This is a genomic window from Simiduia agarivorans SA1 = DSM 21679 (genome assembly GCF_000305785.2).
Lineage (GTDB): Bacteria > Pseudomonadota > Gammaproteobacteria > Pseudomonadales > Cellvibrionaceae > Simiduia > Simiduia agarivorans.
In genome coordinates, this window is the sequence record NC_018868.3 from 3547743 (window position 1) to 3559503 (window position 11761).

Sequence of the window (11761 nt, forward strand, 5' to 3'; positions counted from 1 at the left end):
CAATCAGCCCTTAACCATCAACAGATGACAGGGAGGTGTGCGCAATAGTTCTTCTGCGGTACTGCCAATCAGCAGGCTCGACAAGGCACTTTTGGCGACGGCGCCAATCACCAATAAATCGATGGGTTTATGGCTGACAAAATCCAGAATGCTTTCATCCGGCGCTCCGCGGATCTGGGCGATTTCCGGATTGCTGATGCCCGCCAGCGTGGCCACCCGATTGAGGGTGGCTGCCTGATCATTCACCGCCTGGTCGTTCCAGCGGTCCTGATCATCCTGTTTGATATTGCCCTGGGAAAACGCGTTCAGCATGTTGATCACCGCGTCGCTGTAACAACTGAGAATTGTCAATCGGCTGTTGAACCGGTGCGCCAGCTCGTGCCCCGTTTGCGCCAGGCGGGTGGCCATGGAGTCGCGTATGTCATCCGCACTCAATAGGCCATCCACCGCCAAGGCCATGGCGATGCGTTTGGGGGTTGCGCGCAAGGGACGGTCGGGCCGCAGAAACAACAGGGAGCAGGGTGTTTTCTTGGCCAGCGCCATATCGGTGGACAAAAAATCAAACAGCGGGTTATGCAGATTTTTTTCTTTGACCACCAGATCGATGCCGTTTTTTTCCACCGCATCGGCAACCCACTGGGTGACCTTGGGGGTGTCCACTACCTGAATGGTCACCTCCGGCTGGTCGCCCGTGTTGGCCGCCACGCGCGCAGCAGCGAGTGTGTCGGCCGCGCGGCTGTTCAACGCCTGCAGGAAATCCTGTTCGTAGCCTTTGAGCGAATCCGGCATTTTAGGTGCAAATGCAACCAGTGTAAGCCTGGCAGACAGCGCCTTCGCCAGCGACAGCACGCCGGTGAGCGACTGCAGATCGGTGTCTGTGTTGTTCAGGATATAGAGCAGATGCTGAAACATTCAGGGCTCCTTGGCGGTTGCGCCCGTCAGGCGCCCGCGGGAAAGGTAAGGATCAAAGGTTTTTACTTACGCACGGTTGCACACTATACCAATTGCGCGCGGGGTGATGACACCCCGGCCACCAGCGTCATCCGGTATGCGCCAGATAAACGATGGCGCGTCGGTGATGTCAGGCAGCGGGCTTGTCTGCGGCCGCCACGTCGGCGTTTTCCTTGCCATTATTGTCGCTCAGGCTCTGTAATTGTTGCAGTGCCTGATGCGCCTGTATGACCTGTTCGGTAGCTCGTCTGCGCTGACTGGCGAGTGTAAGCGCCGCGTCGGTAAGGTCTATCGCCAATGCGCCCACCGAGGCCTTGGCGATCAAGCCGGCTTTGAGCTCATCATAGTGTTGCTTCAGGGTTTCGAAGTCCTGGCGCGCCTGAGTGTCTCCCGGTGTGGAATGGGAATTCAGCCAGTGGTCGGATTGAGCGAGCCAGTCTGTCAGCGCGCTTGGCAGGGCGCGTTGCCGGTGCTGAAACAACGCCATCTGTTCGCGCACATCATCCATTGCTCTCAGTGCGTAGCCGAGATGATGGCTGGCCTTGAGGGCGGCGGCAAACGCATCTGAATGGGACTGGGCCAGTTCGGAGCGCAAGGCTTTGGCGATGAATTCGTTTACCTTGTTCAGGGTGTTGTGCAGCGCTGCCGCTTGAGTTGCGTTGCCTGAGCCAATGTCCTTGCGCACTCGCAGGAACACGTCATCCAGTTCCAGGGCAACCGCGCGGGTTGCGAGGTCTGGCACTGACGCCACGTTTTCGTCCAGGTGTTTTGGCGCATGGGCTTCGGTCTGCGTGTACAGCGTCAGCAGCCAACGCGACAGGTGTTTTTCTAACGGCAATATCAATAGCAAGCCCAGCAGATTGAAGCCGGTGTGAAAAATCGACAGGAGTACAACGGGGGCCTGCCCCAGGCCGGTATCCTGGGCAATTTCCTGCACCAGTGCCAGGAACAACGGCAGAAAAATCAAGGCAACAGCGCCCGTCAGTAAATTGAATATGACGTGCGCCCAGGCCAGGCGTTTGGCATTGGGCGTCGCCCCCAGTGCGGCCAGCAAGGCGGTAGAGGTGGTGCCGATATTGGCGCCAATCACGCTGGCGGCGGCCTCTTCCATGCCGACGATGCCACTGGCCACGGCGGTGAGGATGATGGCAATGGCGGCGCTGGAGGACTGGGTGAGTGTGGTGAGTACAGCGCCCAATAACACCGCGACAATAACCGGTGATCCGGTATCGGCGAAGATACCGGCCACGTCTAATCCGTCGGCTACCGATTGAAAATTATTTTTCAGCGCATCGATGCCGAGAAATAACAGGCCGAATCCCGCCAGTGCCATGCCCAGGGCGCGCCCGCGTTCCCGGTTGGAAAAAATGCGCAGAAATGCACCAATGCCCACCAATGGAAAAGCAAAGGCATTGATTTTCACAGTAAAGCCGAACAGGGCTACGATCCAGGCGGTAAAGGTGGTGCCCACATTACTGCCAAACACCACCCACAGGGCCTGATAAAAACTGATCAGACCGGCGTTGACGAAGCCGAGAGTGGCTACTGTTACAGCACTGGAGGACTGCAGCAGCGCGGTGATGCCAATACCGGTGAGAAGACCGCGGATTTTGTTGCGGGTCCAGCGGCCCAGCAAATGTTCCAATGCCCGACCGCCGGCCAGTTTCAGGCCTTCGGTCATGAGCCACATGCCCAATAAAAACAGGCCCAGGGAGCCAAGTAATTCCGACATTCAGAATGCGATCGTCTGGTTAAGTTGCGGAATCTTAGCCTCTATGCCTTTTTCCTGCCACAGGCGGGTGGCGAGTGCATCCTGCGCCTCCGGTTCACCGTGCACCAGGCAAAGCTGCGGCTGGCTGGTGAAATGGCTGGCCCATTGCACCAGTTCGGATTGGCCCGCGTGGGCAGAGAAGCCGTTGATGGTTTCAATGCGCGCCCGCACCATGTATTCATCGCCGAACAGTTTGATCCGTTTGGCACCATCCACCAATATCCGGCCGAGCGTGCCGCGGGCCTGGAAGCCTGCGAATATCAGCGTGTTGCGCTTATCCCAGATCCGGTGCTTGATGTGGTGGCGGATGCGTCCGCCAGTGCACATGCCGCTACCGGCAATGATGATGGCGCCTTTTTTGATTTTGTTGATCGACATGCTTTCGTCGGTGGTAGTGGTGGTTTGCAAGCGCGGCAGGAAATCTTTCAGGAATGACTTGTCCGTTTCGCACAAGGCGCGCACGTCTTTGCAATCCATGGTGTGTAACCAACGGTCGTAGACTTCGGTGACTTTGATGGCCATGGGGCTGTCGAGAAAAATCTGCCAGGGCGCTAGCCGGTCCTGTTGATGCAGTTGCCCGAGGTAGTACAGAAGCTCCTGTGTGCGGCCCACCGCAAATGCCGGGATCATCACATTGCCACCGGCGTCCCAGGTTTCGCTCAGCACCTGGGCAATTTGTTCCAGCGAATTATCGAGCGTGCGGTGGTCGCGATCGCCATAGGTGGATTCCATCAACAGCAGGTTCGCGTCGGTCACGATGTCCGGGTCATTCATCAGCGCCGAATTTTGCTTACCGAGATCACCTGAGAACACCAGTTTTTTGGGGTGGCCGCGTTCATCAAAACTGACTTCCACAATAGCCGAGCCCAGAATATGGCCGGCATCGCGTAAGCAGATGCTTACGCCATGCTGTTCGGTATGGGGTTCGTTGTACGCCAGGCCGTGACACAAGGCCAGTACCTGTTTCACATCGGCTTCCGTGTATTCGGGGGTTACCGGATCCTGGCCCCGTCGCTCGCGCTTTTCGTTTTCCCGTTCGATATCGCGGAAATACAAACCGGCGGCATCGTCCAGCATGATCGGCAGCAAGTCGGTGGTGGCAGTGCTGCAATAGACAGGACCGTCAAAACCGTTGGCCACCAGTTTGGGCAGGAGCCCCGAGTGATCCAGGTGGGCGTGTGACAGGATGACGAAATTAATGTGGCTCGGGTCAAAGCTGAATTGTTCTGCCCCGATGCGCTCGATAGCATCGCCGCCCTGATGCATGCCGCAATCCAGCAGGAATTTGGCTTGCCCGGGTATGTTGATCAGATGGCAGGAGCCGGTAACTTCCTGCGCTGCACCATGAAACGTTACTGTTGCCATATAGCCCTCCCGATTTTCTTCTTTTTAACATAGCCTGAAACGGGAAGGCTTGACGGGGATCAAGGGTCAGCGGGTTGTTATCTGTTTGGGCTGCAGGTGTTCATTCAGAAAGTCGATAATGGATCTGAGTGCCAGCTGGCGATTGTCCTGGTTCATCAGATGATGATTTTCATCTTTGAGCTTGATCAGCTGAACCGACTTTTTATGATCCTTCAGCTCCTCGTACATGAGTTCGGACTGGTCAAACGGTACTGTCTCGTCATTTTCACCGTGTATTAACAGCACGGGGGCCTTGAACTGGGCGGCAAACTCACTGGGCGAAACGGCATTCAACTTTTCTTTTGTGGCTTCGCCCGGCACCATAAACTGTTCAAAATAAGTGATCACCCAATGGTGTTTGCCGTAGCGCTTGCGCTCAAACTTCAGCATGTCCGGCAGGTTGCTGACGCCATTAAAAGACACGACACAGCGGTAGACGTCAGGAGTAAATGCGCCGCCCGCAAGGGCCGAATAGCCGCCGTAGCTGCCACCGACGATGCATACACGGTCGCCATCCACAATGCCTTTCGCTACGAGCTTTTGCAGGGATTCTGTCACATCGTCCTGCATTTTCCGACCCCACTCGCCAAAGCCGGCGACCAAGTGATCCCTGCCATACCCGGCAGACCCGCGGAATTGTGGTTTGATGACCAGATAGCCCTGCGAAGCAATGGCCTGGGCGAGCCAGTCAAATTCGGTGCGGTCGTAGGATTCGGGGCCGCCGTGGGGCAGGACAACGGCAGGCAGATTTTTCAGCGCCTGCGCTTTATCTTGCGGAATGGTCAGGATGGTAGGCACTTTCATACCGTCGGTCATGGCCAGGGTGATGCGCCCCGTAGGGTGCAGATCGTCGGGTGTGATTTCGCTGCGTGCTGAGGCGATATAACGCGGTTTTTCGCCTTGGCTGAACAGGTAATAGTCACCACTGGTGGTGTCGCCTTCTACGTAAACCAGCAGTTTTTTCCAGTCGTCGGACCAGCTGGTAAGCCAGACCGAATCCTGCGGAAAGGCGTTAACAATGGTGTTTAGTTGTTGGTCAATTGCCGGATCGAAAAATTTATAGCTGGGCTTCAGTCCGCTGTATTGAACGCCAAATGCGGTTCTGTTGACATTGGTAAACACCCGTTCCACGTCGGCACTGTCATTGGTGAGCACTTTGGGGGTAATGTTACCCGTGGCCAGCTCCAGGGTGGAGTAGGTGTCGCGTCCGGATTCAGGGTCGATATGTAGCATGACCAATGAAGCAAAATCTGGTGTGCTGGCGACAAAACTGACCTGCATCATTTCGGCTTCTTGCTGAAACACAGCTTTCCAGCTGGCGCCATCCTTTACCTCAATCTGGTGCCGGTTCTGAGCGTTGTTGTAGGTTTCGCGGGCGATGATTTTTCCTTTGTCATTCAGAAAAAAGTCGTTGGTGCCATTCTTGCCCTTGGCTGCGCGGCGGGGTCTTCTCGGTTTATCAATATTAACCTTCATGAGGCTCAGGTCGGGTGCGAGATCGTCCTCGGTTCGTCCTACAAGTGCTGGCATATAGAGGGTTTTCTTATCCGCAGAAATACCTACCACGCGACCCAATCCCGTTTGTGCGTAAGCGATATTGTCTCCCGGCGTAAGAAGTTGTTGTGCGCTGGCGTCACTTACGTTAACCACAAATGCGGTGCTGACGTTGTATTCGCCCCGATAGCCAAAGAATCGTTTGAGTTGCGACATCACCAGGATCACATGTTCATCGTCTGCAAAGTAAATCTGGTGGGGCATCAGTTTGGATATGTCGGTCGCCAATAAGGCCTTATTTTGTTCCAGTGAATATACGATCAGACGATCTTTGTCGTTGGCCAGACTGCGGAATGCAAGGAATTTACCGGAAGGCGAGAGAGCCATTTTTTGCGTATTTGCTAATGCACCATACTGTTCAATAGTGGGGGCGGCTTGTGCAGATGCCAGAAACAGGAGTGCCAGTAACCACAGTCCGACAATTGGGAGGCTTTGCATTGCGCATTGTCCTTATGCATTTTTCGGGAATCGGGCAGTGTACTGCCTGGCAGTCTGTCGCGATACTACTTCGGTGTTTTTGTCTGGGTGGAAACCGCTGGCAAATACCGCCTGCCGGTGTGCTTGGCCATTATGCCCACAGTGGTGTGTCTGCCAGCGCGGCCGACAAATGATCAATCAACAATCGCACTTTTTGCGGTGTAAACCGCCCGGCGGCATAGGTGGCCTGGAGCTCGCGGCTGGGTAGCCGGTAACCGGGCAGGACTTCTGTCAGGCGCCCGTCTGACAGTGCCCGATAACTGATAAACCGGGGGGCCAGTGCAATGCCTTTGCCGGCCATGGCCAGCTGGTTCAGCAGATGGCCATCATTGGCGCTGATCCGGGGTTGGCTTTCAATGTCGAAGTGCTGCCCCTCTTGATCTGCCAGCGTGAAGTGGGTGGCCCGGCCGGTAAATCCGAGCAGCTGGTGATGCTGCAGATCGTCGGGGTGGTTGGGGTGGCCCGCGTTAGCCAGGTAGTCGGGAGAAGCTACAAGGCACAGGTTAATGGTGCACAGGCGCCGGGCGCGAAGGGTGGGGTCCGGATTGCCGATACGCAGAGCCACGTCGATGCCTTGTTCCATCACATTGACGAAATCATCGCTCAGGGTCAGCACCAGATTGAGCATCGGATAGCGCGCGTTGAAGCTGAGCAGGAGAGCGGGCAGCTGTTCCTGACCAAACGCCTGGGGGGCGGCAATACGCAGTGTGCCGGTGAGTGCCTCGGGTGCCGGTTGAATGGTTTGCGCCAGCTCCTGATGGGCATCAATGATTTTCAGGGCTTGTTGGTAGCATTGTTGGCCCGCTTCGGTCAGGTGCCAACGTCGGGTGGTGCGGGCAATGAGCTGGGTGCCCAGGCGGGTTTCCAGGTCAGTCAGGCGCCGGCTGACCGCGGATTTCTGGAGCTGGTGCAATTCGGCGGCCTTACCGATGCCGCCGGCCTCCGCGATGCGCACAAAGTTTTCCAATTCTTCCAGCTGCCCCATGGGAACTCCACGCAGGATTATTGTTGCTGATAATGCAACTATCATAATCAAATATCCATGTTTATCTTGTTTCTAGTTGCTAATAATCTGGATTCACCCGATGGCGCTGTGCCACGGGCATGACTCAGGAGATAAACCGATGAACACCTTGACCCAATTTGCTTCACCCCTTGGCCGCAGTTTGCTGGCGCTGATTTTCATTTTGTCCGGCGTCACCAAAATCGGTGCCTATGCCGGTACCCAGGCTTACATGGAGGCCTTTGGCCTGCCCGGCGCCTTGCTACCCTTGGTTATCGCGTTTGAAATCGGTGCCGGGCTGGCGATTGTGCTGGGTTGGCAGACGCGCCTGGCAGCGTTCGCACTGGCCGGCTTTTCTGTGGTGAGTGCAGTGGTTTTCCACGCCAATTTCGGCGACCAGATACAGATGATCATGTTCCTCAAGAACCTTGCCCTGGCGGGTGCCTTTCTGACACTGGTGGCTGCCGGCCCCGGCCACTTTGCGCTGGATAACCGCGCGGTTGCGAAGGCATGAGCCAGGTGGTGTTTGTGTCCCACGGCGGCGGCCCGCTGCCGCTGCTGGGGGACCCGGGACATGCAGAACTGGTGGATAGTTTCAGCGAAATGAGGCGCGCTCTGCCCAAAGCACCTTCGTTGATTGTGGTCATCAGCGCGCACTGGGAGGCCTCTGCGTTCAGTTTGTTAGCTACCCCGGAACCCGGGTTGCTATACGATTACTCGGGGTTTGACCGGGCGGCCTATGAGTTGAACTACCCCGCAAGCGGTGTGCCCGAAATGGCAGGGGACTGGGCGCAGCGCCTGAATGCCCGTGGCTGGCAGATTGGGCTGGAGTCAAACCGGGGCTGGGATCACGGGGTGTTTGTGCCGCTCTTGTTACTGTTCCCGGATGCGCAGGTACCGGTACTGCAAGTATCCCTGCAACGCGGGCTCGATGTGGCCCGGCATTGGCTGTTCGCTGAAGCTCTGGCCACCCTGTTACCCGACGATGCCCTGGTACTGGGGTCGGGCTTCAGTTTTCACAATATGCCGGGATTCTTTGCGGAAAAAACGCCGGCGTTCCATGCGCAGGTCGCTGACTTTACCCAGTGGTTGGACCGCAGTGTGCAAGTGCCCGATAGCCGGCAACGTTGGTTGCAATGGAGTGATGCGCCCGGTGCGCGGTTCAGTCATCCGCGGGAGGAACATCTCATGCCTCTGATCATGTGCGCTGCCATCGCTAAGCGGCCAGGTAATGCATATGCGACTCATGTGATGGATGTTGAGGCCCGGCATTATGTGTGGTGAATCTTGAGCGGGTGGGACTATTGAAAGGGGGCGACGGGATTATCTGGCGCTGTAAGTCGTTGGTTGAGAGATTTTGCCAGAGCCGGCGCCAGTGACTGGTGCCGGGTATGCAGGTATGGATACAACGGATAGCGTTGCCACGCGCCCCAGATTCGTGGTGTTGTTGTTTGCGCTTTCATCAGTGCTGATTCCATGAGTACCTGTGGGAAGATGAGCAGGTCTATTCTTCCGCTACTTAACATTTTTAAACCCTGAGCGGGGCTGTTGAGTCCAACGGCGATTATACCGGTGATTTGGGTGATTTCCTGTTCAACCGACAGGTTGCCCTTGATGTAACCAAAACGCAGGCCTTCAGCGATCAGCTGCTCCCGGGGCATTGCCAGCAGGCGTTGCTCGTGGGTCATGGCCACAGCCTCAACCATCGCCAATTGGACGTCAACGCGCACCACGGGCATTTTTAAAGCGGGGGCGGCAAATGCCTGCACCCGACCGCAGTCGCCATCGTAACGCCCGGCCCTCAGATCCACCTGGGCGCGACGCGTGGGGCGGAATTCCATTTCAAAGCCATACCCTAACGAATGCATTGCCTCCCGGTACAATTGCTCACCCGCGCTGAAAACCGGGCTGTCTGCCGGAATGGTACACACGAAGCGTAATACGGGCGGTTCGGCGTCGGCCGTCGCTGTGCCAGCCCATGACAACGCTATCAGACAGATCAGTATTCGAATCATCGTTAGAGTCTAGCAGGCAGTTGTTAAACTCTTTGTATATTCCGCCTGTCCTGACGCTAACGCCGACGGACAGGAGGGGCCGGAGGCAAGGCGCAGAATGTGAGCGCTTCAGACTCTGCACATCAGGATTTTCGGGTCGGCACCTGCTCGTTGTTGCCGTCTCTTGGTGGCTGGACACACACCGGCCAAACGATGTCTGGATTACGGTCCCGTCCGCAAGCCTGAGTCCGCAAAAAGTTTAGCAACCGCGCTGCAGGTCTTGGCGCTGCCAGGCTTCCGCGGGTATTCTGGACTTAAATCTGGAAACCTATGGGAGAGTAACGATGGCTGGCGTCGCTGTAATTTTGTCGGGATGTGGTGTTTATGATGGTGCTGAAATTAACGAAGCGGTGCTGACACTGTTAGCCATTGAAGAGGCGGGGGCGAGCTACCAGTGTTTTGCGCCGGATATAGAACAGCACCATGTGATCAACCATTTAACCGGCGAAGAGATGGGCCCTGCGCGCAACGTGCTGGTGGAAGCGGCGCGTATTGCCCGCGGCAATATCAAGCCGGTGGATCAGTTATTCGCCTCTGACTTTGATGCAGTCATTGTGCCGGGCGGCTTTGGTGCGGCCAAAAATTTATCGGACTTTGCTTTCAAAGGCGCTGACTGCCGGTTGGAGGCGCACACCGAAAAAGCCCTGCGTGCATTCGCCGATGCCGGCAAGCCCATGGGCTTTGTGTGTATCGCCCCGGCCATGATCCCGCGCCTGTTCAGCCAGCCGGTCTCGCTCACCATCGGCACCGATGCCGAAACCGCAGGTGCCATCAATGCCATGGGCGGCGAGCATGTGAACTGCCCGGTGGAATCGTTTGTGGTAGATGAAAAGCACAAGGTGGTGTCGACGCCGGCCTATATGTTGGCCGGATCTGTGTTGGAAGCCGCCACTGGTATCCGGGCGGCGGTGAAGGCGGTGCTAGGGCTCTGCTGATGGCGTTCCGGCGCTATGGGGGAGATATTCATCCGGCAGGGGCGGGTGGTGATCCTCGTTTCTTTTGGGCCGCGCTAGGTGCTTTGGCGTCGGGGCTGGGGATTGGGTTCTGGAGTGACGGTCCCAGTCTTTTGGCGGCGTTGTTGGTTTTCAGCAGTTTCGTTATCGCCGCATTGGGTTATTATCGGCCAGTAGCTCGTTACTCGCGTATCCGACAAGGACGTAGAAAGTTACACATAGAGAATGCTAACAATGCAATTCTGGCCGGTGATACTGTGGCGTTTCAGGAAGCTATCCGGCGAGCAAAAATATATGGCCCGCTGCCAGAGGCGTTGGCAGCCGCAGAGCAAAACCACCATCTGAAGCGCAGAAGTCTGTCGCCTGAACGGCCTGACTAAATCTGTTTGTTCGATGGCGCCAACACGGTTGCCAATAGCAGCATTCCCGCCGATGCCCACAGGCAGGCCACCAAGCCCCATTGCTGATACACCCATCCTGAAAGCAGTGTGCCTGCCAGGCGGCCGCCGGCGTTGGCCATGTAGTAAAACCCCACATCCAACGAGACGCCATCGGCGCGCGCAAGCTGCGCAATAGCAAAGGAATGCAGGCTGGAATTGATGGCGAACAGCGCGCCGAATACCCATAACCCCGCCACCAAAACCCAGGCTGAAGGCAGCCAAAGCATCAGGCCGGCCAAGGTGGCAGTGATACAGACCAGCGGCCAACCCCAGAATGTGATGCTCGCATTATTTCCGGTAATGCGCGGCGCCAGCGCTTGTACCGCGCCGTAGCCAATGACCCACAGAGCCAGCAGCCCGCCCACCTCCAGGTGGCTCCAGTGGAACTGGCTGGCAAGAAAAACCGGCAGGGCTATGACAAACCAGACATCGCGGGCACCAAACAGGAAAAAGCGTGCGGCAGACAACTGATTGATGGCGCGGCTTTTGGAAAACAGTTCGGTGAACTTGGGTTTGAAGGCTTTGCGACCGATGTCCCCTTGCAACAGCCAGAAACTCAGCAACCACACCAGTATCAACAGTGACGCCATGGCACAGGCTGCGCCCTGAAAGCCCAGTGTCCACAAGAGTGCACCGCCAAGAAAAAAGCCCACGCCCTTGAGCGCATTTTTGGAGCCCGTGAGCGCTGCCACCCAACGGTACAGTCGGCCGGATTCGTTGGCGGGGATGAGTAACTTGATGGCACTTTTTGCGCTCATTTTGTTCAGGTCTTTGGCGATGCCCGATAACGCCTGTGCTGCCATGACCCAAATGACGGAGAGGTATTGGTCCGGTAAAGTCAGCATGGCCAGCGCCACAATCTGCAAGCCCAGACCCATTTGCATGGTGCGGTTCAGACCCGCGCGCGCGCCTAACCAGCCACCGAACAAGTTGGTGACAATGCCAAAAAACTCGTAAAACAAAAACAAGCTGGCAATGGCCAGTGGCGAATAACCCAGGCCATGAAAATGCAGCACCACCAGCATGCGCAAGGCGCCATCGGTGAGCGTAAAGGCCCAATAGTTGCCGGTTATGACCAGGTATTGTTTCAAACTGCTATTCATAATTTGCAATGCATACCCGTAGGGTGGAATAAGCGCCAGCGCATTCCACCT

At 56.6% G+C, this 11761-nt stretch carries 11 protein-coding genes; 4 read left to right on the forward strand and 7 right to left on the reverse strand.

Annotated elements, in window-relative coordinates:
• Nucleotides 1-3: 3 nt before the first annotated feature.
• The 5 genes from M5M_RS15985 to M5M_RS16005 all read right to left on the reverse strand — a co-directional run bounded on the left by M5M_RS15985 (nucleotide 4) and on the right by M5M_RS16005 (nucleotide 7142).
• A complete protein-coding gene (locus M5M_RS15985) occupies nucleotides 4-912 on the reverse strand; it encodes a universal stress protein (protein ID WP_015048541.1) in 909 nt (302 codons plus the stop codon).
• Between the two features lie 169 nt (nucleotides 913-1081).
• Nucleotides 1082-2683: a Na/Pi cotransporter family protein gene (locus M5M_RS15990; protein ID WP_016389759.1), complete on the reverse strand. Its 1602-nt coding sequence runs from the start codon at nucleotides 2681-2683 to the stop codon at nucleotides 1082-1084.
• Entirely contained in the window at nucleotides 2684-4087 is a 1404-nt protein-coding gene (locus tag M5M_RS15995) for an MBL fold metallo-hydrolase RNA specificity domain-containing protein (protein ID WP_015048542.1), read from the reverse strand.
• 66 nt (nucleotides 4088-4153) lie between these two features.
• On the reverse strand, nucleotides 4154-6118 hold the full coding sequence (locus tag M5M_RS16000) for an alpha/beta hydrolase family protein (RefSeq protein WP_015048543.1): 1965 nt from the start codon (nucleotides 6116-6118) through the stop codon (nucleotides 4154-4156).
• A gap of 130 nt (nucleotides 6119-6248) precedes the next feature.
• Nucleotides 6249-7142, reverse strand: a complete 894-nt coding sequence (locus M5M_RS16005) for a LysR family transcriptional regulator (RefSeq protein ID WP_015048544.1) — start codon at nucleotides 7140-7142, stop codon at nucleotides 6249-6251.
• Between the two features lie 139 nt (nucleotides 7143-7281).
• Between M5M_RS16005 and M5M_RS16010 the strand changes: the two genes are divergently transcribed.
• On the forward strand, nucleotides 7282-7674 hold the full coding sequence (locus tag M5M_RS16010) for a DoxX family protein (RefSeq protein WP_015048545.1): 393 nt from the start codon (nucleotides 7282-7284) through the stop codon (nucleotides 7672-7674).
• Entirely contained in the window at nucleotides 7671-8444 is a 774-nt protein-coding gene (locus tag M5M_RS16015) for a DODA-type extradiol aromatic ring-opening family dioxygenase (RefSeq protein ID WP_015048546.1), read from the forward strand. Before M5M_RS16010 ends, M5M_RS16015 begins: the two co-directional genes overlap by 4 nt.
• A gap of 17 nt (nucleotides 8445-8461) precedes the next feature.
• Here the strand turns inward: M5M_RS16015 and M5M_RS16020 are convergent, their stop codons facing one another.
• Nucleotides 8462-9175 (reverse strand): hypothetical protein, encoded by a 714-nt coding sequence (locus tag M5M_RS16020; RefSeq protein WP_015048547.1) that lies wholly within the window; start codon nucleotides 9173-9175, stop codon nucleotides 8462-8464.
• 323 nt (nucleotides 9176-9498) lie between these two features.
• Here M5M_RS16020 and elbB point away from each other — a divergent pair, with 323 nt between their 5' ends.
• Together elbB and M5M_RS16030 are read left to right on the forward strand one after the other, a co-directional pair.
• The gene (gene elbB, locus M5M_RS16025; protein ID WP_015048548.1) at nucleotides 9499-10149 is read left to right on the forward strand and encodes an isoprenoid biosynthesis glyoxalase ElbB; all 651 of its coding nucleotides are present in this window, start codon (nucleotides 9499-9501) and stop codon (nucleotides 10147-10149) included.
• Nucleotides 10149-10547: a hypothetical protein gene (locus M5M_RS16030; RefSeq protein ID WP_015048549.1), complete on the forward strand. Its 399-nt coding sequence runs from the start codon at nucleotides 10149-10151 to the stop codon at nucleotides 10545-10547. Before elbB ends, M5M_RS16030 begins: the two co-directional genes overlap by 1 nt.
• On the opposite strand, the gene arsJ is transcribed toward M5M_RS16030, so the two are convergent.
• Complete coding sequence (arsJ, locus tag M5M_RS16035; RefSeq protein ID WP_016389764.1) at nucleotides 10544-11710, reverse strand: organoarsenical effux MFS transporter ArsJ; 1167 nt, start codon at nucleotides 11708-11710, stop codon at nucleotides 10544-10546. The genes M5M_RS16030 and arsJ overlap by 4 nt on opposite strands.
• Nucleotides 11711-11761 lie beyond the last annotated feature (51 nt).

What these genes read in the sequence shown, in the direction of transcription:
- M5M_RS15985 (WP_015048541.1), bottom strand. Translation starts at nt 912, where the DNA reads ATGTTTCAGCATCTGCTCTATATCCTGAACAACACAGACACCGATCTG.
- M5M_RS15990 (WP_016389759.1), bottom strand. Translation starts at nt 2,683, where the DNA reads ATGTCGGAATTACTTGGCTCCCTGGGCCTGTTTTTATTGGGCATGTGG.
- M5M_RS15995 (WP_015048542.1), bottom strand. Translation starts at nt 4,087, where the DNA reads ATGGCAACAGTAACGTTTCATGGTGCAGCGCAGGAAGTTACCGGCTCC.
- M5M_RS16000 (WP_015048543.1), bottom strand. Translation starts at nt 6,118, where the DNA reads ATGCAAAGCCTCCCAATTGTCGGACTGTGGTTACTGGCACTCCTGTTT.
- M5M_RS16005 (WP_015048544.1), bottom strand. Translation starts at nt 7,142, where the DNA reads ATGGGGCAGCTGGAAGAATTGGAAAACTTTGTGCGCATCGCGGAGGCC.
- M5M_RS16010 (WP_015048545.1), top strand. Translation starts at nt 7,282, where the DNA reads ATGAACACCTTGACCCAATTTGCTTCACCCCTTGGCCGCAGTTTGCTG.
- M5M_RS16015 (WP_015048546.1), top strand. Translation starts at nt 7,671, where the DNA reads ATGAGCCAGGTGGTGTTTGTGTCCCACGGCGGCGGCCCGCTGCCGCTG.
- M5M_RS16020 (WP_015048547.1), bottom strand. Translation starts at nt 9,175, where the DNA reads ATGATTCGAATACTGATCTGTCTGATAGCGTTGTCATGGGCTGGCACA.
- elbB (WP_015048548.1), top strand. Translation starts at nt 9,499, where the DNA reads ATGGCTGGCGTCGCTGTAATTTTGTCGGGATGTGGTGTTTATGATGGT.
- M5M_RS16030 (WP_015048549.1), top strand. Translation starts at nt 10,149, where the DNA reads ATGGCGTTCCGGCGCTATGGGGGAGATATTCATCCGGCAGGGGCGGGT.
- arsJ (WP_016389764.1), bottom strand. Translation starts at nt 11,710, where the DNA reads ATGAATAGCAGTTTGAAACAATACCTGGTCATAACCGGCAACTATTGG.